Annotated in this window: 18 protein-coding genes and 1 pseudogene; all 19 read right to left on the bottom strand. The window is 67.2% G+C overall.

What is annotated here, in order from left to right:
* Positions 1-1,500: a nitrite reductase gene (locus AC10V3_RS32755; protein WP_022539568.1), complete on the bottom strand. Its 1,500-nt coding sequence runs from the start codon at positions 1,498-1,500 to the stop codon at positions 1-3.
* Complete coding sequence (nirJ, locus tag AC10V3_RS32750; protein ID WP_022539567.1) at positions 1,497-2,660, bottom strand: heme d1 biosynthesis radical SAM protein NirJ; 1,164 nt, start codon at positions 2,658-2,660, stop codon at positions 1,497-1,499. Before nirJ ends, AC10V3_RS32755 begins: the two co-directional genes overlap by 4 nt.
* Complete coding sequence (gene ahbB / locus AC10V3_RS32745) at positions 2,660-3,199, bottom strand: siroheme decarboxylase subunit beta (protein WP_022539566.1); 540 nt, start codon at positions 3,197-3,199, stop codon at positions 2,660-2,662. Before ahbB (AC10V3_RS32745) ends, nirJ begins: the two co-directional genes overlap by 1 nt.
* Positions 3,199-3,663, bottom strand: a complete 465-nt coding sequence (locus AC10V3_RS32740; protein WP_022539565.1) for an Lrp/AsnC family transcriptional regulator — start codon at positions 3,661-3,663, stop codon at positions 3,199-3,201. The genes ahbB (AC10V3_RS32745) and AC10V3_RS32740 overlap by 1 nt, the downstream gene beginning before the upstream one ends.
* Positions 3,660-4,661, bottom strand: a complete 1,002-nt coding sequence (gene ahbB, locus AC10V3_RS32735; protein ID WP_022539564.1) for a siroheme decarboxylase subunit beta — start codon at positions 4,659-4,661, stop codon at positions 3,660-3,662. Before ahbB (AC10V3_RS32735) ends, AC10V3_RS32740 begins: the two co-directional genes overlap by 4 nt.
* A gap of 9 nt (positions 4,662-4,670) precedes the next feature.
* A complete protein-coding gene (locus AC10V3_RS32730; protein ID WP_022539563.1) occupies positions 4,671-5,906 on the bottom strand; it encodes a cytochrome D1 domain-containing protein in 1,236 nt (411 codons plus the stop codon).
* Positions 5,846-6,208, bottom strand: coding sequence for a c-type cytochrome (locus AC10V3_RS32725; protein ID WP_022539562.1), 363 nt, complete (start codon positions 6,206-6,208; stop codon positions 5,846-5,848). The genes AC10V3_RS32730 and AC10V3_RS32725 overlap by 61 nt, the downstream gene beginning before the upstream one ends.
* Positions 6,190-6,519, bottom strand: coding sequence for a c-type cytochrome (locus AC10V3_RS32720; RefSeq protein WP_022539561.1), 330 nt, complete (start codon positions 6,517-6,519; stop codon positions 6,190-6,192). Before AC10V3_RS32720 ends, AC10V3_RS32725 begins: the two co-directional genes overlap by 19 nt.
* Before the next feature lie 65 nt (positions 6,520-6,584).
* Positions 6,585-8,258, bottom strand: coding sequence for a cytochrome D1 domain-containing protein (locus AC10V3_RS32715; RefSeq protein WP_041682217.1), 1,674 nt, complete (start codon positions 8,256-8,258; stop codon positions 6,585-6,587).
* A gap of 455 nt (positions 8,259-8,713) precedes the next feature.
* Positions 8,714-9,963: pseudogene (locus AC10V3_RS32710) on the bottom strand (IS256 family transposase).
* 178 nt (positions 9,964-10,141) lie between these two features.
* A complete protein-coding gene (gene mobB, locus AC10V3_RS32705) occupies positions 10,142-10,687 on the bottom strand; it encodes a molybdopterin-guanine dinucleotide biosynthesis protein B (RefSeq protein WP_022539559.1) in 546 nt (181 codons plus the stop codon).
* Positions 10,688-10,691: 4 nt separating this feature from the next.
* Positions 10,692-11,381 (bottom strand): carbonic anhydrase, encoded by a 690-nt coding sequence (locus AC10V3_RS32700; protein WP_022539558.1) that lies wholly within the window; start codon positions 11,379-11,381, stop codon positions 10,692-10,694.
* A 35-nt stretch (positions 11,382-11,416) separates the two neighbouring features.
* Positions 11,417-12,169 (bottom strand): peptidylprolyl isomerase, encoded by a 753-nt coding sequence (locus AC10V3_RS32695; protein WP_022539557.1) that lies wholly within the window; start codon positions 12,167-12,169, stop codon positions 11,417-11,419.
* A gap of 27 nt (positions 12,170-12,196) precedes the next feature.
* Positions 12,197-12,880, bottom strand: a complete 684-nt coding sequence (gene narI, locus AC10V3_RS32690; RefSeq protein WP_022539556.1) for a respiratory nitrate reductase subunit gamma — start codon at positions 12,878-12,880, stop codon at positions 12,197-12,199.
* A gap of 137 nt (positions 12,881-13,017) precedes the next feature.
* A complete protein-coding gene (gene narJ / locus AC10V3_RS32685; RefSeq protein WP_022539555.1) occupies positions 13,018-13,689 on the bottom strand; it encodes a nitrate reductase molybdenum cofactor assembly chaperone in 672 nt (223 codons plus the stop codon).
* Between the two features lie 37 nt (positions 13,690-13,726).
* Positions 13,727-15,277: a nitrate reductase subunit beta gene (narH, locus tag AC10V3_RS32680; RefSeq protein ID WP_022539554.1), complete on the bottom strand. Its 1,551-nt coding sequence runs from the start codon at positions 15,275-15,277 to the stop codon at positions 13,727-13,729.
* Positions 15,274-19,011, bottom strand: coding sequence for a nitrate reductase subunit alpha (locus tag AC10V3_RS32675; protein WP_022539553.1), 3,738 nt, complete (start codon positions 19,009-19,011; stop codon positions 15,274-15,276). The genes narH and AC10V3_RS32675 overlap by 4 nt, the downstream gene beginning before the upstream one ends.
* 189 nt (positions 19,012-19,200) lie before the next feature.
* Positions 19,201-20,586, bottom strand: coding sequence for a NarK family nitrate/nitrite MFS transporter (locus tag AC10V3_RS32670; RefSeq protein ID WP_454753398.1), 1,386 nt, complete (start codon positions 20,584-20,586; stop codon positions 19,201-19,203).
* 36 nt (positions 20,587-20,622) lie between these two features.
* Positions 20,623-21,903 (bottom strand): MFS transporter, encoded by a 1,281-nt coding sequence (locus AC10V3_RS32665; protein WP_022539551.1) that lies wholly within the window; start codon positions 21,901-21,903, stop codon positions 20,623-20,625.
* Between the last annotated feature and the right edge of the window lie 39 nt (positions 21,904-21,942).

Below are 21,942 nucleotides of genomic sequence, written 5' to 3'. Positions count from 1 at the left end.
TCAGTGGCTGGTGCCGGCCGAGCGCGTGGTCTTGTTGAACACGTTGTACTTGCCGATGGGCTTGTCCATCGGGATGCGCTTCACTTCCTGCAGCGTGGCGGCGTCATAGACCACGATGGCGCCGTCGCGCTCCATCAGGCTGACCAGCGCATAGCGCCCGTCGCGCGTGAATTCCACATGCGCCGCGGTGCGTCCCGGCGCGGGCGTGACGCTGCCCACCACCTGCAGGGTCTGCTTGTCGATCACCTGCAGCGTGTCGCGCCGGGGGCTCATCATCGCGTCGGCCCAGGCGTACGGGGTGTTCTCGTGGCTGCGCAGGAAGAAGCCCGGGCCGTTGGCCGGCACCGTGGCGATGGTCTGCCAGCTCTGCATGTCGATCACCGTAATGCGCCCCTGTCCAAGGTCGGGCGACGCCATCACTTCACGGCCATTGCGCTGCCACGTGATGCCACTGCCCAGGTGCGGCATGCCGCCGAGCGCCAGCGCCGCCACCTTGCGGCCCGCGTCGAGGTCGATCACCTGGCCGCCGCCGCTGCGCGAAGCGCCCAGGATATGCCGGTAGGGCTGGTCGAAGAAGAAGTCGTCAAGCACATTGTCCAGCGCGATCACGCGCGGTGTGAGCGTCGGCAGCGGCGTGCCGGCGGCATCGGGATACGGGATCTCCCAGACCTCGGGGATGTCCTTCAACGCCGCGATAAAGCCGTGGCGCGGCGCCGCGTCATAGACGGCCGATACGCGCGACAGCTCGCCTTGCCGCCCCTTGACGTCGATCACCCGCGCCAGCGACAGGTCCCCGGCGTCAAGCAGTACCAGCGTGCGCGGCAGCGTGTTGCCGGCCAGCACCCAGCGCCCGTCGTCGCTGACGGCAACGTTGCGCGTGTTCAGGCCGACGCGGATTTCCGCCACATAGGCCAGGTTCCACAGGTCGTATTTGCTGACCCAGCCGTCGCGGCTGGCCATGTAGACGTAGCGGCCGTCGCGGCTGAACTTGGGGCCGCCGTGCAGCGCAAAGCGGGTGGCAAAGCGATGGATCGGTGCAAGCCGGTCGCCGTCGAGCACCGTCATATGGTGGGTGCCGGCCTCGACCACCACGAACAGGTTCTGCGGATCGGCGCTGAATACGGGCCGGGCCGGAAGGCTGCCCGGCGCGTGGTGGACGATGTGGCTGGCGCGGATGGCTGCCTCGTTCCACTGCGGGGCCGCCGCGGGCGCCGTGCGCAGCCAGCGCGCCAGCGCCTGCAAATCCGGCTCGGCCGGCGTGCCGCTGAAGCCGGCCATTTGCGTGGCGGCGCGGCCATCGCGCAGCACGCTGTCGAGTTCGCTGGCGCGCAGCCGTTCCAGGCTTTCCGGCAGCAGCGCCGGACCCATGCCGCCGAGGCGGTCGGCGCCGTGGCAGGCGGCGCAGTGCTGGCGGTACACCAGGGCCGGTTCGGCCGCATGGGCAGCCTGCATGGCGCAGGCCATTGCCAGCGCGCCCAGCCATCGAAACAAGGTCGTCATGCGGCGACCTCCGTGGCGGGGCCGTGCGCGATCTCCGCATCACTCAGGTAGCAGCCTGGGTCTTCTGCCCAGGGATTGCCGGTCAGCGCAAACGCACGCACGCGCGTATTGCCGTTGCAGATCGCGCGATGCGCGCAGGTGGCGCAGCGCCCTTGCAGCGGACGAGGCGTGCTGGCCAGGCCCGCCATCAGTGGATCGGCGCGGCTGGCCCAGATCTCGCCGAACGGGCGCTCGCGCACATTGCCCAGCGTTACGTGCCACCACATGGTATCGGGGTGGACATTGCCGAGGTTGTCGATATTGGCCACGCCTACACCGGTGGCATTGCCGCCCCAGTGTTGCAGCCGTCGGCGCATATCGGCCACGCGCTGCGGGAAACGCCGCGCGATCCAGTACAGCAGGTAGACCCCGTCCGCATCGTTGTTGCCGGTGACGAAGTCGCCGGCATGGCCTTGCTGTGCGCGCTGCCAGACGTGCTCGAACAACCAGTCGAGCGCGGCGCGGGTACGGGCGTGGTGCGCGTCTTCGGCGCGGTGGCTGCGCGCGCGGCCGGCGTAGTTGAAGTGCGACAGGTAGAACTTGTCGATGTCTTCGCGCTCGTTCAGCGCCACCAGTTCCGGCAACTGCGCAGCGTTGGCTTCGGTCAGCGTCATGCGCACGCCCACGCGCAGCCCGGCCGCACGTGCAGCGCGCAGTCCGGCGAGGGCCTGCCCGAAAGCACCATCGCTGCGCCGGAAGCGGTCGTGCGTGGCAGGCAGCCCGTCCAGGCTGACGCCGACATAGTCGAAGCCGGCCGCGGCCAGCCGCGCGGCATGGCCGGCATCGAGCAGCGTGCCGTTGGAGGACAAGGACAGGTGGAAGCCGAGTTCGCGTGCGCGTGCGGCAATCTCGTACAGGTCCGGGCGCAGCAGCGGCTCGCCGCCGGACAGGATCAGCGCCGGCACGCGCGCGGCGTGCAGCTGCGCCAGCACGCGCAGTGCCTCGGCGGTATCCAGCTCGCCCTTGAAGTCGGTGTCGGCCGAGGTGGCGTAGCAGTGCCGGCAGTTCAGGTTGCAACGGCGGATCAGGTTCCAGATCACCACCGGGCCGGCGGGCTTGCGCGCCGGCGGTACCGGCCCGGCATCGCGCAGGGCTTCCATGAAGCGGGACAGGCGGAACATCAGCGGGTTTCCTGGTTGGCTGGTGCGGCCGGCGGCAGGCGCAGGCCGGTTTTCTTCAGGATGCGGGTCGACCACAGCACGTCGTGCGCCCGGCAGGCATCGCCCAGCAGCGCAGCGATGCGGGTGATCTGCGGCGCCGCGTCTTCATGCGTGCGCGCGTGGACCATCGCGAACAAGTTGTAGGGCCAGTGCGGCAGGTGGCGCGGGCGGCGGTAGCAGTGGCTGACGAAGGGCAGCGCGCCGATGCGCTCGCCCAGCGCATCGACGCGGGCATCGTCCACGTCCCACACGGTCATGCCGTTGGCGCGCCAGCCCAGCCGGTAGTGGTCGGGCACCGCGCCGATGCGGCGCAGCACGCCGCGCGCCTGCATCGCCGCCAGCCTGGCGATGACTTCTGCCTCGCTCAGGGCAAGGCCGGCCGCGACCTCGGCATAGGGCGCGGGCACCAGTGGCAGGCCGGCCTGGGTGGCGCGAATGAGGGCAAGGTCGATGGCATCGGGCGGGCCCGCGGGGTCGGTAGGAGCGTCAGGGTCGGGCATCAGGCGGGCAGGTAGAGGTTGACGAAGAACTCGCGTTCCTTGGCGAACGGCAGGACCTGGACGCCGGCCCTCGCGGCGATGCGCGCGAGCGTGGGCGCCACGTCCTGTGCGCGCGCCACGGCCAGCACGAACCACAGGTTCAGATGATGGGTGCGGGCGTAGTGATGCGCGACTTCCGCATGGGCATTGATGGCCGCGATCACCGCTTCGAGCCGATCGGCTGGTGCGTGGCAGGCGCACAGCACGAAGCGGCCGCCCGCGCGCTCGATCTGGTACAGCGGACCGAAGCGGGTCAGGACGCCCCGCTGGAGCAGCGCGTGCAGCCGCGCCAGCAGCTCGGCCTCGGCAATGCCGAGCGCGGCGGCGGCTTCGGCATACGGGCGCGGCACCAGCGGCAGGCCGCGCTGCAGCGCGTTGACGATGCGGCGGTCCAGCGCGTCGAGCGGATCGCAGTGGACAGTCATGCCGCCACCTGCGTGGCATAGCGCATGCCGCGCTGCCGGTAGCAGCGCGTGCCTACCAGCACCGCGCCCGGGGTCTGGTCCAGGCCCGCGGTCGCGCGGATATGTTCCAGCGCGGGCTTCAGGTCGTGCGCGTCGCGCGCATGGATCATCGCGAACAGGTTGTAGGGCCAGTCAGGCAGCCGGCGCACGCGGCGGTAGCACAGCGTCACGCGCGGCAGCCGGGCCAGCCGCAGGCCGACGGCGTCGACGCGGGCGTCCGGCACATCCCACACGCACATGGCGTTGTGGCGATAGCCGAAGCGGCCGTGGTGCAGCACCACGCCCAGGCGCCGGATCACGCCTTGCGCGGACCACTGCGCCAGGCGCTCCAGGATGCGCGGCAGCGGCATGCGCGTGCGCAGCGCCAGTTCATGGAACGGGCGGGGCGTCAGCGGCAGGCCGGCTTCCAGTGCGGCCACGAGGCGCCAGTCGTTGTCGTCCAGCGTCACCGGCGGCGTTGGCGGTGTGGTACCGCGCGTGCGCCGGTGTGTCGGCGCGTTACCGCGGGCAGGGCGGTGCGTGAGCGTAAAGCCGAGGTCGATGTGGTACTCGCGCGCCATCGGCAGATCCAGCGGCGCCTGTCCGGCATCGCTGGCAATGCTCGCCAGCGCGCCATCGAGCAGGCGCCGGTCGCGCGCGCCGGCGACGAACCACAGGTTGTACGGGTGTCCGCCGCGCGCGTAGTTGTGGCTGACCGCGGCGCAGGCGTTGACGCGCGCCGCCACGCGGTCCAGTTGTGCCGGCGGCACCGACAGCGCGGCCAGCGTGCTGACGCCGATCACATTGGGCGCGAACACCGCGCCCACGCGGCTGATGCGCCCCGCGCCGAAGTCGCGCGCCAGCAGCGTCAGCAGCGTGTGCTCGCACAGGCCCAGCCGTTCGGCCAGCGCCTGGTAGGGGCGGGGCTGCAGCGGGAAGTCGCGCTGCAGGCAGTCATAGAGGTTTCGCTCGTCGTACATGATGGCGTCTCACATGCCAAACCGTTGCGCCCGCGCGGTGAAGAAGATGCCGCTGGGGTTGCCCGCCGGCAGCGTGGCGATGCGCGCGAGGCTGGCGGTGTCGTAGACCTCGACGCGGTTGTCGTCGCGGCAGGACAGCCACAGCGCCTCGCCCTTGGGCGTGAATTCCATATGCAGCACGCCGCGGCAGGGGCGCAGCGTGCGCACCACCTCGCGCGTGGCGGTGTCGATCACCTGTACGGTGTCGTTGTGGGGGAAGGCAAAGTTGACCCAGACCTGGCGCCCGTCGGGGCGCGCCATGACGAACACCGGCTGGCCGGCCAGCGCCACGCGCGCCGTCTGCTGCCAGCCGCGTGCGGGATCGGCCACCAGCACTTCGTGCCGCCCGATCGCCGGCAGCCACGCCAGGCCCTGCGCCATGGCCCAGCCGCGCAGGTGCGGCATCTTGTAGACCGGCATCGGCGTGCTGCCGCGGCCATAGCCGGACAGGATGCGTCGCGCCTGCGGCGGCGTCTGCCACAGGTCGACCAGGGCCAGGCCGTCTTCGCCGAACAGACCCGCCAGGTACCAGCGGCCATCGGGCGTGACCAGCCCGTCGTACGGCTCGCGGCCAGCGGGCAGGCGCGTCACCTGCGGATGGCGCGGGTCGGCCGCGTCGATGATCCAGATCTCGCCGGACTCGAACAGGCTCGCGGCAAAGCGCCGGCCGGGCAGGTCGGCCAGGCCCACCACCTTGGCGCGGCGCCCATCGTTGCCGATGGCCGGAAGGTCCGCCAGCGGCTCAAGTGTCTGTGCGTCGAACAAGCGGATGCCGCCCGGCGCGTAGTTCTGCGCGGCCACCACGCGACCGTCCTGCGAGATCGCGCCACCGATGCTGTTGCCGGCCTGCAGCATGCGGTGGGTAATGCGCGCGCTGAGCAGGTCCACGCGCGTGAGCCCGCCATCGCGGCCGAACACATAGGCGTAGCGCGCATCGCGCGAGAACACCACGCTGGCGTGCGACAGGTCGCCCAAACCGTCCACCGTGGCCAGCCGCGTCATGCCGGTGGTTTCGACGATCTGCAGCCGGCCGGCAGCGCGCTCCACCACCACGCCGAGATCGCCGGTGCCGCGCACGGTGGTGGCGCAGGCGGCCAGCAGCGTCGCAGCGAGCATTGCGCCGAGGGCCGCCGCAATGCCCCGGATCAGTTTGCCGGTGGCGCCACGGCCGGCGGGTTGCCGGCCTGGAGTCGATCGATCAGCCATTGGGCTTCATCCTGCGTCATGAAGGGTTGCCAGGGCGGCATCGCGGTGCCGGGCCGGCCGTAAAGCACGGTGGCGACGAGGCTCTCCCGCGGCTTGCCGGCCAGCGCCTCGCGCGTCAGCGGCGGACCCAGCCCGCCGCGTAGCGTCATGCCGTGGCAGGCACCGCAGTCATCGCGCAGCCAGTGCGCGAGCTGCGCCTTCCGCGTGGGCGCAGGCTGGGCGAACGCAGCGGGCGCGGCGCCCAGCATGGCCGCGGCCAGCGCCGCCAGCACGACATGCCGGCTCAGAGCGAAAGGATCCATTTGGCCAGCGTATTGGCCTCAGCGTCGCTGACCGCGTTGGCCGGCATCGGCACCGGGCCCCACTGGCCGTTGCTGCCCTTCATGATGGACTGGACCATATGCGCCTGGCCGTCCTTCCTGGCGGCGTACTTGCCCTTGATGTCCTTGAAGGCGGGTCCGATCATCTTCTTGTCGATACCGTGGCATGACAGGCAGGCCTTGCTGGACGCGAGCTGCTGGGTGGCGTGGGCAACACCGGGGATGGCAACGCCGAGCAACAGGGCGCAGCCGACGGCCGCCAGCAGGGAAGGCAAGGTTTGTTGTGTTCGCATGGTTTTCTCCGTTGTGGGAATGGCGTTTGGGCCTCGCACCGCAGAGGCGGTGCGAGGCCGCTGGCTTAATAGACGTCGTGCTGCGTGTTGTAGGCGTTGAACTTGCCGGTCGGCGTGACCAGGCGCTTGTCCTTGATCACGGTCTTGAGCGTGCGGGTCTTGTCATCGACCACCACCAGCGCGGATTCGCCGTCCTTGGTCCCCCAGATGGAGAACCAGACTTCGTCGCCGGCCTTGTTGTACTCGGCCTGCACCACGCGCTTGGCGCCCGCGCCCTTCAGCTCGGCCCAGTCGGCGATGGGCAGCACCTTGAAGCCGCCTTCCAGGTTGCGCGTATCAAACACCGCCACCGACTGGTTGAGCTTGGCGTCCGGGTTCAGCGGCGTATCCACCCACAGGTTGGACGACTTCGGGTGCGTCTTGATGAAGAGCGAACCGCCGCCCTGGCCCTTGAGGGTCTGCACCACCTGCCACGCCTGCGCCGGATGGCCGGCGGGGTCGGTGCCGATCAGGCTGATGGCTTCGTCGCCGAGGTGGCTGGTGGCCCAGACCGGGCCGAACTTCGGATGCGTGAAGTTGGCGCCGCGCCCCGGGTGCGGGGTTTTGCCTACTTCGATCAGCGCGGCCAGCTTGTCTTCCTTGGTATCGACCACTGCGATCTTGTCCGACGCATTGGCCGCGACCAGGAAGTAGCGGCCGGTGGAATCGAAGCCGCCGTCATGCAGGAACTTGGCCGAATCGATGGTGGTGGTCTTCAGGTTGGACAGGTCGGAGTAGTTGACCATCAGGATCTTGCCGGTCTCCTTGGCATTGATCACGAATTCCGGATGGAAATGGCTGGCCACGATCGAGGCCACGCGCGGCTCGGGATGGTACTCGTTGTCGACCGTCATGCCGCGGGTGGAGACGACCTTGAGCGGCTTGAGGGTGTCGCCTTCCATGATCACGTATTGCGGCGGCCAGTACGAGCCTGCTACCGCGTACTTGTCTTCATAGCCCTTGTACTTGGAGGTCTCGACCGAACGCGCTTCCATGCCGATCTTCACTTCGGCAACGATGTCAGGCTTGGGCAGCCACAGGTCGATCAGGTCCAGCCGCGCGTCGCGGCCGATCACATACAGGTAGCGCCCGGATGCGGACATGCGCGAGATATGCACGGCATAGCCGGTCTTGACGATATTGATGATCTGCTTGCTGTCGCCATCGATCAGCGCCACCTCGCCGGCATCGCGCAGCGTGACCGAGAAGAGGTTGTCCAGGTTGTACTGGTTCATCTTCTTCGTCGGGCGCTGGGCCACCGGCATGATGTCCTTGCGGCTTTTCTCGATATCGGCCAGCGAGAACTCGGGTGGTGTCGGGGGATCGAGCTGGATGTAGCGGGCCATCAAGTCGACCTCCTTATCGGAGAGGTCGCCGGAGGTGCCCCAGTTCGGCATGCCGGCGGGGCTGCCGTACTTGATGAAAATCTTCAGGTATTCAGTGCCGCGTGCGCGGGTGATGTCAGGCGTCAGCGGCTTCCCGGTGGCGCCTTTGCGCAGCACGCCGTGGCAGCCGGCGCAGCGCTCGAAGTAGATCTGCCTGGCGTGGTCGAATTCGGTGGCGGTGAGGGTGGGGATTGCTGCTTTCTGTTCGGCCTTGGGTGCGGCCGTTGACGCGGTGGTGGCTGCCTGTGGTAGTCCCAGACAGAGTGAGAGCGGTATTGCCGCGATTGCGGGGTACAGCCGGCTTTTTGCTTTCATGATGCTGTGGGTCAGCGGGTTGAGGAAAGCTAGGTCGCGGTGCTTGGGGTGTGTGTTGGGCACCTGGCGTCTGGGGTCATCATGGTGAAACACTGGCGGTGTGGGATTGACTGGGGTCAAACGGGGAGGCGGGTTGGAGGCCTGTGTTTGAGAGTGTTGATCGTGGGCAGGGGTGGTTATGGGGTGTGCCTGTGGCGTGCATCTGGTCTGATGCTCGACGGCTCTCGCGGCTGGTGACATGTTGTCGCTGTTTGAACCGCTCTGTTCCGCCCTCCTGGGCGGGTCACTTTTTGTCCGAGCGGCGTGTGTCAAGGTAGTTGTCGGTGTGCCAAGAAGGAAAGCGACAACATGTCACCAGCAACGCGGGGATGGCGGGGGTGTCAGGATTTTTGTGTGCAAGGCTAAAGGCCTGCCTGCCGGGCAGGCTGCCCGGCAGGCAGGCCTTTGATCCTATCTCAGCGATGGGGTTGTGTGAAGCGATCCTCGTAGAGGATCGCGAACTGGTTCATGGCTGCTTTCCAGTCGTGCGTGGCGCTGCCCCACTTGCAGGTGATGTTGCGCAAGGCTAGCCACAGCAGCTTGGTGGCCGCTTCATCGCTCGGGAAGTGTCCGCGGGTCTTGATGATCTTGCGCAGTTGCGCGTTGATGCTCTCGATGGCATTCGTGGTGTAGATGATCTTGCGGATGGCTGGCGGGAACGCAAAGAATGGAATCACGCGGTCCCACGCGCGGTGCCAGGAGGCTGCAATCGGCGGGTAGCGCTTGCCCCAGTCGCTTTGCTCGAAGGCCAATAGCGCCGCCTGTGCGGCCTCTACCGTGGCTGCTGTGTAGACAGGCTTGAGCGCGGCCGCCACCGCACGGCGGTCCTTCCAGCTCGCGTAGTCCAAGCTGCCGCGGATCAGATGCACGATGCATGTCTGCAGTGTTGTGCTCGGGAACACCGCGTTCAGGGCCTGCTCCATGCCCTTCAAGCGGTCGGTCACCGCGATCAGGATGTCTTGGGTGCCTCGCGTTTTCAGGTCGTTGAACACCTTCATCCAGAACTTCGCCCCTTCGGTGGTCTCGATCCAGAGGCCCAGGATGTCACGCGTGCCATCGGGCAGCACGCCCAGCGCCAGATAGACCGCCTTGCTGCGCACGACGCCATCCTCGCGCATCTTGACCCGCAGCGCGTCGAAGAACACCACTGGGTACATGACCTCTAACGGGCGGGCCTGCCAGGCGGTGACTTCCTCCATGACCGCATCCGTTACCGAGCTGATGAACGCAGGCGACACCTCGGTGCCGTACTGCTCGACCAGAAACGCCTGGATCTCGCGCACCGTCATGCCGCGGGCATACATGGCGATGATCTTGTCGTCAAAGCCAGTGAAACGCCGGTCGTGCTTGGGAATCAGGATGGGCGCGAAGCTGCCGTCGCGGTCGCGCGGGATCGCCAGGCGCAGCGGTCCCGTGTCGGTAAGCACCGTCTGGCGCTGGAGCCGTTGCGCTGGTTGGTGGCATTCTCGGGGCGCTCAGCACCCTCCGGGTAGCCCAGGTGATGGCCCAGCTCCGCGCCCATCGCCCGCTCGATCAGGGCCTTCTTGAACGCCATGGCGGCATCCTGCACCGCCTCAGCAGTCATCGGACCTTTGACGAGCTGATCAATTAGCTCCTTGGGGATGCTCGGAAGGTCCCGGGGTGTGGCTTTTGGTTTGCGTGGCATACATGCTCCTTCTCGACATGTTATGCCCTACACACAAAATCCCGTACAGGCCCGGGATGGCGGAACCGAGCGGTTCAACAGCGACAACATGTCACCAGCAACGCGGGGAGGGCGAAACCGAGCTGTTCAACAGCGACAACATGTCACCAGCAACGCGGGGAGCGCGGAACCGAACGGTTCAACAGCGACAACATGTCACCAGCAACGCGGGCGGTCGAGCGTCGGCCCCTTGATCCTTCATCGCGAGAATGAACGCCCCCACCTGCGCCACATCATCCAGCCGTAGGCATGGCAACATCGTATCCATCCGCGCATCAGTAGCCAACGCAACAATGGAAGGATCACCAGGATAGTAGGGCGCACGACCATGCGCCGGCCGATAGACCTCGATCCGCGGAATTGCCTCGCGCCGAAAGCCCTCTACCAGTGTGATATCAGCACCCCGCAGTCGCGCCACCTGCTCGGCCAGCGTCGGCTCAGCTTCATCCACCAGTTCGCGCACGATGGCATAGCGATACGGCGAAGCCACCATCACCTCCGCCGCGCCGGCGGCGCGAAAGCGTGCGCTGTCCTTGCCGGGCGGCTCCAGTTCCAGCGGGTGATGGCTGTGCTTGACCACGTTGACGGTCAGGCCGCGGGCACGAAACCAGGGCAGCAATGCAGTAATCAACGTGGTCTTGCCGCTGCCGGACGTGCCGGTGATGCCAAGGATAAAAGGACTCATGATGTCAGGATTCTGATTGGGCCGGCAGCGGGCATACCAGCGGCAGGAACGCGTCGGCGCGCTGTGAGTAGGCAAGCAGCGCACCGGCCTGCAAGTCGAAGTACCAGCCGTGCAGCGTCAGGTCGCCCGCACTGAGCGCGCGCCGCACGAACGGAAAGGTCTGCAGGTTGCGCAGCGATACCAGGATCGCCGCCTGCTCGCAGGCGCGCTGGCGCTGCGCCGGGCTGGCGTGCGCGAGCGTCTGTTCAACCTGCCGGCGCGCCGGCGCGGCGATGCGCACCCAGGCGCCGAGGTAGTCGGCTTCTTCATCTTCGTCGGGCGGATGATCGCCCGCGTCGCACGGCTGCGCCAGCAAGGCGCGGATGCCGCCGCAGCCGCCGTGGCCCATCACGATGATGCGTGCCACGCGCAATTGCTGTACGGCGAACTGGATCGCGGCGGAGACGCCGTGCAGGCTGCCTTCATGGCGGCCGGTGCAGGGCGGCACCAGGTTGCCGATATTGCGCACGGTGAAGAGCTCGCCCGGGTCGCAGCCGAGCAGCAGGGCCGGGTCGACCCGCGAATCGCAGCAGCCGATCAGCAGCGTCGGCGGCTGCTGGCCGGAGCGCAGGCTGTCGAACAGCCGCGGTTCGTCGTCGAAGTAGCGTTGCTGGAACCGCTCGAAGCCTTTGAGCAGATGTTCGATCTGATGCATGGCGGTTTCCGGTGGCGTTGGTAAGAGAACGGTGGCTACTGCACCAGCGGGCTGTCGGCACCTTCCAGTTCGATGCCTTCGATCCGCGCGCGGCCGATCAGCAAGCTCGCGTACTGCTTCCAGGCGCGGTCGCGCGCGGCGGCTGCGAGGGCGCGGGCGATATCGCCGCGCACCGCGTCGAAGGGCAGGCGCGTGCCGGGGCAGCGCTCGAGGATGCGCACGATATGCAGGCCGAACCGGGTTTCGACCAGTTGCGGCAGCACGCCGTCCTGCTGCGCCGCGAACAGCGCGCGCTCGAACTCCGGTGCAGTCTCGCCGCGGAATACGCGGCCCAGGCGGCCGCCGTTGGCGCCGCTGGGGCAGTTGGACAGCGCCCGGGCATGCTCGGCAAAGGTCGAGGGATCGCCGCGCACGAGCGCCAGGGTCTGCGCGGCGATCTCGCGCAGCGCGTCCAGCGGTACGCGCGGCGTGACCTGGAACAGGATATGGTCGGCTTCGACCCATTCGCCGTCGCGAAAGCGCTCGGGGCGGCTGTCGTAGTGGCGGCGGCAGCTGGCTTCGTCGGGCTCGGGGATGCCGGCCTCGCGTTCCAGCAGCGCCTGTGCCAGGGTGTCGTCGTCCAATCCTTCGGCGGCGAGGCCGATGCGGTCGGCTTCGGTGCGCACCAGTTGGCGCAGGATGGCCGAGATGGTGGCCAGCCGCGCCGGGTTGACCGCATCGTGATGGTGGTCCAGCTCGCATTCGATATCGGCGTCGCGCAGTTCCACGCCGTTGACGGTGACAGGCATGCTGTTCTCCTTGTCGGGTTGCGGCGCTCAGCGGCTACGCACGAGTTGCCAGGCACGGCCGAGGTAGCCGACCGAGGCGAAGCCGCTCCACACGTGCACCAGCCGCGTGAACGGGAAGATCGCGAACAGCGTGATGCCCATGAACAGGTGCGCCTTGAACAGCAGGGGCGCATCGGCGATATGGCTGGCCGCGTCGCCGCGCAGCGTGACGATGTGCTGCGCCCAGGTCATCAGCTGCACCATCATGTGGCCATCCATATGGCCGGCGGATTCGAAGATGGTGGACAGGCCCAGCAGCAGCGTCACCAGCAGCCACAGCAGCAGCACCTTGTCGCCGGTGCGGGTGACGGCCGATACGCGCGCATTGCTCAGGCGGCGGTGCAGCAGGATCAGCAGGCCGGCCAGGCACATGGTGCCCATCACGCCGCCGGCGGCCATTGCCACGCCCTGCTTGAATCCGTGCGAGACACCCAGCGCATCCCACACCGCCACCGGCGTCAGCAGGCCGACCAGGTGGCCGAAGAACAGGCCGAGGATGCCGAAGTGGAACAGGATGTTGCCCGTGCGCAGGTTGCCGCGATACAGCACCTGCGAGCTGTCGGTCTTCCACGTGTATTGCTCGCGCTCGAAGCGGGCCAGGCTGCCGAACAGGAAGATGGCGGCAGCGATGTACGGGTAGATGCCGTAGAGGAATTGGTGGAGCGTTGCCATGGTGTTAGCTCAGTAAGTTGCCTTTGCTGGCGCGGGGTGGATGGGGCTGTGGGCTTGCTTCGGCGTTTATGTCAGCCAACTGTGTTCCCTCTCCCCTCAGGGGAGAGGGGCGCAAACAGTCGGTTCGTGTAAGCATTTCAGCAAGCCGCTGGCACCGGCACCGGTGCCGTGCCTCGCGGATAGAAGCGCACCGCCTGCGGCCCGCCCTGCGGCGCCAGCAGCGGTTCCACGCCGTCGGCCCCCGGCCCGAAGGTCTCCAGGGCCTCGTCCATGTCGCGCACCGGCGGCTCCTGCTGCGGTTGCGGCTGCACGTCGGTCAGCGTGCGCAGCACCGCGAACACGCCGGCGTACGGGCTTTCATTGCGCGCCAGGCGGTCGCCGATCGCGGCCAGCACGTGGATCGCGTCGCCCAGCAAGTGCTCGGCGCGCGCTTCCTTGTCGTCGGCCACCAGCGCGCCGAGGAACTCCAGGAACAGCGGCACGTAGTCGGGCAGTTCCGACGCGGCAGGTTCAAAGCCGTCGCGCCGGTACTCTTCGATCAGGTCGACCATGGCCTGGCCACGGTCGCGGCTTTCGCCGTGCACGTGCTCGAACAGGTGCAGCGAGTGCGCCGGGTTGCGGTCGAAGGTGGCGACGTAGTTTTCCTGCAGCGCGATCAGCGACTCGCTGCGCAGCAGGCCGGTCACGGGGGCCAGCAGCTCGCGCGCCTGCGGCCATTCGGCCAGCGCGGCGTCGATCTCGGGCAGGGCGTCCAGCAGTTCCTGCTCGGGATAGCCGAGCAGGGCGCTGAGGATGGGATAGAGGGGCATGTTCTACTCCGGGCGATTCGTGGATGCGGGCACGCGCTCAGCTCATCACGGCTTTTTTGCGCGACTTGGGCATGTCGACAAAGTGGACGCTGCCTTGCGGCTTCTTGCCGAACAGCGAGCCGTCCGAGGTGCCGCCCGAGCAGCCGTTGCCGAAGGTGAAGCCGCAGCTGGCCTTGTCGTTGAAGCTGTCCTCGACCATCTCCTTGTGCGAGGACGGGATCACGAAGCGATCCTCGTAGTTGGCGATGGCCATGGTCTGGTACATGTCCTCGACCTGCGCGGGCGTCAGGCCCACCTGCTCCAGCACGGCCAGGTCCTGCACGCCGTCGACCACCTGCGAGCGCTTGTAGGCGCGCATGGCCAGCATGCGGTCCAGCGCGGACAGCACCGGCATCACCTCCCCGGCGGTCAGCAGGTTGGCCAGGTACTTGACCGGGATGCGCAGGCTCTTCACGTCAGGGATCACGCCGTTCATGCCCATGTGGCCGGCCTCGGCCGCGGACTGGATCGGCGACAGCGGCGGGACGTACCAGACCATCGGCAGGGTGCGGTACTCCGGGTGCAGCGGGAAGGCGATCTTCCACTCGCATGCCATCTTGTAAACCGGCGACTTGCGCGCGGCGTCCAGCCAAGTTTGCGGGATGCCCTGGCGCAGCGCCTCGGCCTGCACCGCCGGGTCGTGCGGATCGAGGAAGACGTCGAGCTGCGACTGGTACAGGTCGCGCTCATCGGCCACCGATGCCGCCTGCTCGATGCGGTCGGCGTCGTACAGCATCACGCCGAGGTAGCGGATGCGGCCGACGCAGGTCTCGGAGCAGACCGTGGGCTGGCCGGCCTCGATGCGCGGATAGCAGAACAGGCATTTCTCGGCCTTGCCGCTCTGCCAGTTGAAGTAGATCTTCTTGTAGGGGCAGCCCGAGATGCACATGCGCCAGCCGCGGCACTTGTCCTGGTCGACCAGCACGATGCCGTCGTCTTCGCGCTTGTAGATTGAGCCCGACGGGCACGAGGCCACGCAGGCCGGGTTCAGGCAGTGCTCGCACAGGCGCGGCAGGTACATCATGAAGGTGTTCTCGAAGGTCGAGTACATCTCCTTCTGCACGTCGTCGAAGAGCTTGTCGCGGCCGCGCGAGCTGAACTCGCCGCCGAGATCGTCTTCCCAGTTCGGGCCCCACTCGATCTTCTCCATCTTGCGGCCGGTCAGGACGGACACCGGGCGCGCGGTGGGCGGGGTCTGCACCAGCGGCGCCTTCTGCAGGTGCTCGTAGTCGTAGGTGAAGGGCTCGTAGTACTCGTCGATCTGCGGCAGGTTGGGGTTGGCGAACAGGTTCGCCAGAATCTTCAGCTTGCCGCCCTGGCGCGGCTCCAGCGTGCCGTCGGCGTTGCGCTTCCAGCCGCCCTGCCACTTGTCCTGGTTCTCCCATTCCTTGGGGTAGCCGATGCCGGGCTTGGTCTCGACGTTGTTGAACCAGGCGTACTCGACGCCGTCGCGGCTGGTCCAGACGTTCTTGCAGGTCACAGAGCAGGTATGGCAGCCGATGCACTTGTCGAGGTTCAGCACCATGGCTACCTGGGCGCGGATCTTCATTGCGTTGCTCCTTCCTTGTTCGATTCCACCAGCGGGCCTTCCAGCCAGTCGACCTTCTTCATCTTGCGCAGGATCACGAACTCGTCGCGGTTGCTGCCCACGGTGCCGTAGTAGTTGAAGCCGTAGGCCAACTGCGCGTAGCCGCCGATCATGTGGGTGGGCTTGGTCACGGCGCGCGTGACCGAGTTATGGATGCCGCCGCGCATGCCGCTCATCTCGGCGCCGGGCACGTTCACGATCTTTTCCTGGGCGTGGTACATCAGGCACATGCCTTTGGGCACGCGCTGCGACACCACTACGCGCGCCGTCAGCGTGCCGTTGACGTTGAACACCTCGACCCAGTCGTTGTCGCGGATGCCGTTGGCCTTGGCCTCGACCTCCGAGATCCACACGTGCGGGCCGCCGCGCGACAGCGTCAGCATGCGCAGGTTGTCCGAGTAGGTGGAGTGGATGCCCCACTTCTGGTGTGGCGTGATCCAGTTCAGCACCAGCTCCGGGTTGCCGTTGGGCTTCTTGCCCAGCATCGGCGCCACGGTCTTGGTGTCGATGGCCGGCTTGTACACGCACGCGCCTTCGCCAAAGTCCAGCATCCAGCGGTGGTCCTGCCAGAACTGCTGGCGGCCGGTCAGGGTGCGCCAGGGGATCAGCTCATGCACGTTGGTGTAGCCGGCGTTGTAGCTGACCTCTTCCGATTCCAGGCCCGACCAGGTCGGCGCGGAGATGATCTTGCGCGGCTGCGCCTGCACGTCGCGGAAGCGGATCTTGTCGTGCTCGCGGCCCTCGGCCAGGTGGGTGTGGTCGCGGCCGGTGATCTTCGACAGCGCTTCCCATGCCTTGACGGCGACATGGCCGTTGGTCTCGGGCGCGAAGGTCAGGATCATCTCGGCGGCGTCGATCGCGCTTTCCAGCCGCGGGCGGCCCTGGCTGACGCCGGGCTCCTTCACGGTATGGCTGAGCTGGCCGATCTCCTTGACTTCATGCTGCGTGTTCCAGTTGATGCCCTTGCCGCCGTTGCCGAGCTTGTCCAGCAGCGGCCCGATCGAGGTGAACTTCTTGTAGATGTCCGCGTAGTTGCGCTCCACCACGGTCATCGACGGCGCGGTCTTGCCGGGGATCAGGTCGCACTCGCCGGCCTTCCAGTCCTTCGGCTCGAACGGCTGGCCGAGCTCGCCCGGGGTGTCGTGCAGCAGCGGCGTGCAAACCAGGTCCTTGCGCGTGCCGAGGTAGGGCCCGGCGATCTCGCTGAATTTCTTGGCGATGGCCTTGTAGATCTCCCAGTCGGTCTTGCTTTCCCACAGAGGCTGCACCGCTTCGGACAGGGGGTGGATAAAGGGGTGCATGTCGGACGTATTGAGGTCGTCCTTCTCGTACCAGGTGGCGGTGGGCAGCACGATGTCGCCGTACAGGCAGGTGGTGCTCATGCGGAAATCCAGCACGGTCAGCAGGTCCAGCTTGCCTTCGGCGGCCGGGCGCACGTTGACTTCGCTCGGCTTGATCGCATCATCCTCGTCGCCGAACACGGCGTTCTGCGTGCCCAGCAGGTACTTCAGGAAGTACTCATGCCCCTTGCCCGAGCTGCCCAGGATGTTGGAGCGCCACACGAACATATTGCGCGGGAAGTTGGCCGGGTTGTCGGGATCGTCGCAGGCGAACTGCAGCTTGCCGGACTTCAGTTGCTCGACCGTGTAGGCGACCGGGTCCTGCCCGGCGCGCTCGGCCGCATCGACCACGTCGAGCGGGTTGGTGCCGAGCTGCGGCGCCGACGGCAGCCAGCCCATGCGTTCCGAGCGCGCGTTCAGGTCCAGCAGCGAAAGGCCGTCGTAGCGCTTGCGGTCGGCGGTCGGCGACAGGATCTCGTCGACGCCCAGCTTCTCGTGGCGCCACTGGCTGGTATGGTTGTAGAAGAACGAAGTGCCGTTCATCTGGCGCGGTGGGCGCGACCAGTCCAGGCCGAAGGCCAGCGGGGCCCAGCCGAACTGCGGGCGCAGCTTCTCCTGGCCGACGTAGTGGGCCCAGCCGCCGCCGCTCTTGCCGATGCAGCCGCACATCATCAGCAGGTTGATGATGCCGCGGTAGATCATGTCGTTGTGGTACCAGTGGTTGAGCGCGGCACCGACGATGACCATGCTCTTGCCCTGCGTGCGGTCGGCGTTGTCAGCGAATTCGCGCGCTACCTGCGTCACCAGCCGGGCCGGGACGGAGGTGTGCTTTTCCTGCCAGGCGGGGGTGTAGGGCACGTCATCGTCGTACGAAGCGGCAACGTTCGGGCCGCCGAGTCCCTGATCCACGCCGTAGTTGGCCATCTGCAGGTCGTACACGGTGGCCACCAGCGCGGTGCTGCCGTCAGCCAGCGTCAGCCGGCGGGCCGGCACGCGGCGGCGCAGGAGTTCGTCGTGTTCGCCGCCGAAATAGGGGAAGCCCACTTCTACCACCTCGTCTTCCTTGCCGAGCAGCGACAGGCGCGGCTCGACCGCGCGGCCGCTGCCGCCGTCCTTCATCTCCAGGTTCCAGCGACCGACCTTCTCGCCGCCGTTGTGTGCGCCTTCGCCCCAACGGAAGCCGATCGAGCCATTGGGCGCGACGATCTCGCCGGTGGCGTCGTCGACCAGCAGGGTCTTCCACTCGGGATGGTTGGCTTCGCCGAGGTTATCGGCCAGGTGCGAGGCGCGCAGGAAGTGGTCGGGCACCAGCGTGCCCTGGTTGTCACGCAGCAGCACCAGCATTGGCATGTCGGTGTACTGCTTCACGTAGTCGCGGAAGTAGGCGGACCTGCCGCTGGCGTGGAATTCCTTCAGCACCACGTGGCCCATGGCCATCGCCAGCGCGGCGTCGGTGCCTTGCTTCGGCGCCAGCCAGATGTCGCCGAACTTGACCATCTCGCCGAAGTCGGACGACACCGCCACGGTCTTGGTGCCCTTGTAGCGGACCTCGGTGTAGAAGTGCGCGTCGGGCGTGCGGGTCTGCGGCACGTTCGAGCCCCACACCATCAGGTAGGTGGAGTTGTACCAGTCGGCCGATTCCGGCACGTCGGTCTGTTCGCCCCAGACCTGCGGGCTGGCCGGCGGCAGGTCGCAGTACCAGTCGTAGAAGGACAGGCAGGCGCCGCCCAGCAGGCTCAGGTAGCGCGCGCCCGCGGCATACGACACCATCGACATGGCCGGGATCGGCGAGAAGCCGATCACGCGGTCCGGGCCGAACTTCTTCACGGTAAAGGCATTGGCCGCGGCGATGATCTCGGTGGCCGTGTTCCAGTCGGCGCGCACAAAGCCGCCCTGGCCGCGCACGCTCTTGTAGCGCGCGGCCTTCTTCGGATCCTGGCTGATCGATTCCCAGGCGGCGATCGCGTCCATGGTCTTGCGGGCCTCGCGCCACATCTCCATCAGCCGGCCGCGGATCATCGGGTACTTGACGCGTTGCGCGGAGTAGACGTACCAGCTGTACGAGGCGCCGCGCGGGCAGCCGCGCGGCTCATGGTTGGGCAGGTCCGGACGCGTGCGCGGATAGTCGGTCTGCTGGGTTTCCCACGTGATCAGGCCGTTCTTCACGTAGACCTTCCAGGAGCAGGAGCCGGTGCAGTTCACGCCGTGGGTCGAGCGCACGATCTTGTCGTGCTGCCAGCGGCTGCGATAGCCGTCTTCCCACTTGCGGTCTTCGTTCACCACCGCGCCGTGGCCGTCCGCATAGGTGGACTTGACGCGCGACATGAACTTCAGTCGATCCAGGAAATGACTCATTGCTTTGTTCTCCGCGAGTGCTTTTCTGCGGGCGCTCCGGCTGTTGCGGGAGCGCTTGCAGGGACACCCTCAGCTTATGGGGGAGGAGGGCGGCAGCCAATTCGCTGGTGGAACAGCCGCCGCATGGCGATCGGGCTAGGTGCCGCGCGCGGGACTAGTTCGACAGAACTAGTCCGGCCGGCAAGACGGTCAGCAGGGCATGGGGGCGTTGCGGCGCGCGTAGTGCCACCACGTCACCAGCATGCAGCTGACATAGAAGGCGATAAAGCAGTACAGCGCGGCATCCGGTGCGCCGGTCAGCTCCAGCGAGGTGCCGAAGCTCTTGGGGATGAAGAAGCCGCCGTACGCGCCGATCGCGCCGGAGAAGCCCAGCACCGCCGCGGATTCCTTGCCGGCCTCCTGCAGCGCCTGCCGCTGCGCGGCATCGCCCTTGCCTGCGGCAGCGCGCTGGCGCTCCGTCAGGAAGATCACCGGGATCATGCGGAAGGTCGAGCCATTGCCGATGCCGGTCAGCGCGAACAACGCGATAAAGGCGGCCAGGAAAAAGGTGAAGTTGCCGCCGGCGCCGTCATGCGGCAGCGCCGCCAGCACCGCGAACACTGCCGCGATCATGCCGACGAAGGTCCACAGCGTGACGCGCGCACCGCCGAGCTTGTCGGAGATCCAGCCACCTACCGGCCGCGTCAGCGCACCCACCAGCGGCCCCAGGAAGGCATAGGCGGTCGGGTTCACGCCCGGGAACTGCGACTTGGTCAGTAGCGCCAGCCCCGCCGAGAAGCCGATGAACGAGCCAAAGGTGCCCACGTACAGCCAGCACATCAGCCAGTTGTGCTTGCGCTTGAAGATCACGGCCTGCTCGGCAAACGATGCCTTCGCATCCGCGATGTCATGCATGCCGAACCACGCCGCCAGCGCCGAGACGATGATGAACGGCACCCAGATAAAGCCGGCGTTCTGCAGCCACAGGTCTTGCGTGGCGCCGTTGGCCTGGTACTGCTGGGGCTCGCCGCCGAGCGCGCCGAACACCGCCACGGACACCACCAGCGGCGTGACGAACTGCACCACCGACACGCCCAGGTTGCCAATGCCAGCATTCAGGCCCGTGGCCAGCCCCTTCTTCGCCTTGGGGAAGAAGAAGCTGATATTGGCCATCGACGAACTGAAGTTGGCCCCGCCCAGCCCGCACAGCAGCGCCAGCACCAGCAGCGTCGGATAGCCGCTGGACGGGTCGCGCAGCGCGAAGCCCATGCCCAGCGCCGGGATCAGCAGCAGCGCGGTGGAGATCGCGGTGAAGCGGCGCCCGCCGAAGACCGGCACCAGGAAGGAATAGAAGATGCGCAGCGTGGCGCCGGACAGCGCCGGCAGCGCGGTCAGCCAGAACAGCTGGTTCTTGGTGAACTGGAAGCCGGCGCGGTCGAGGTTGACCGCCACCACGCTCCACAGCATCCAGACCACGAAGGCCAGCATCAGCGCCGGGATCGAGATCCACAGGTTGCGGTAGGCGATGCGTTCGCCCTGGCTTTGCCAGAAGGCCTTGTTCTCTGGCTCCCAGCGGGTGAGTACGGAAGATGACATGACAGTGTGCCTTGGTTGTTTGCGTGACAGGGGCCGTCAGGCGGCCTGGGTGAGGCCGACGGCCTGTTCTTTGCGCCGGCGCTCGCCGCGCTGGCTGTAGTGCATCCACACCAGGCTCACGCATACGGTGCCGTACATCAGCATGAAGCAGCTGCTGCGCACGCCGGTCAGGTCGGCCAGCATGCCGAACAGGATCGGCAGCACGAAGCCGCCCAGCCCGCCGGCCAGGCCGACCACGCCCGAGACCGCGCCGATGTTGTGCGTGAAGTCGTTGGAGATGAACTTGAAGACCGAGGCCTTGCCGATGGCGAAGGCGATGCCGACCACGAACAGCAGGAAGGTGAAGACGGTGGGCGTCAGCGCGATGCGGAAGGCCTGCGGGCCGCTGATGGTCTGGATGATGAAATCCGTCTGCGGATAGCTCAGCAGGAAGAAGCCGACCCAGCTCACCCACATCACCCACCAGGTGGTGCGGTGTGCGCCGTAGCGGTCGGAGATCCAGCCGCCGATGGCGCGCAGCACGCCGCCGGGCAGCGAGAAGCACGCGGCCAGGAAGGCGGCGGTCTTGATGTCGAAGCCGTATTCGCCGATGTAGTACTTGGTCATCCACAACGACAGGCCGACATAGCCGCCGAAGACCACCGAGTAGTACTGCGAGTAGCGCCATACGCGCGGGTCGCGCATCACGGCGAGCTGCTCGCGCCAGCCGACGCTGGACTTCACCAGGTGGGCCGGATTGCTGCGCGAGAACACCCAGAACAGCACGGCGGTGATGAGCATCGCCACCGAGTACACGCGCGGCACCGCGGCCCAGGTGCCGGCGGCCAGGATCATCGCCGGCGCGACGAACTTGGTCAGCGCCGCGCCCGAGTTGCCGGCGCCGAAGATGCCCATCGCCAGGCCCTGGCGCGAGCGCGGGAACCAGCGCGCCACATAGGGCGTGCCGACCGAGAACGAACCGCCGGCCAGCCCGACGAACAGGCCCAGCACCAGCAGCTGCCACAGGCTGTGCGCGTACGAGATCAGCCAGATCGGGATCACCGTGGCCAGCATCAGCACGAAGAAGACGATACGGCCGCCGTAGCGGTCGGTCCAGATGCCAAGCGGCACGCGGATCAGCGAGCCGCTCAGCACGGGGGTTGCCGCCAGCAGCCCGAATTCGGTGTCGTTGAGGCCGAGTTCCTGCTTGAGCGGAATACCGAGGACGGCGAACAGCATCCAGACGGCAAAGCAGATGGTGAAGGCGAAAGTGCTCGACGCCAGCGTGATTGCGGCACCGGGCGGTACGGGCTCCGGCGCGCGTGGTTGGGTGGCCATGGCCATGCTCCTGTGTCAACTTTGGCGGGGGTGATGCCA

Source organism: Cupriavidus sp. PB-02, from assembly GCF_058252315.1.
Note: the sequence above shows the minus strand (reverse complement) of the source record. Positions and strands in the feature narration are given on the sequence as shown.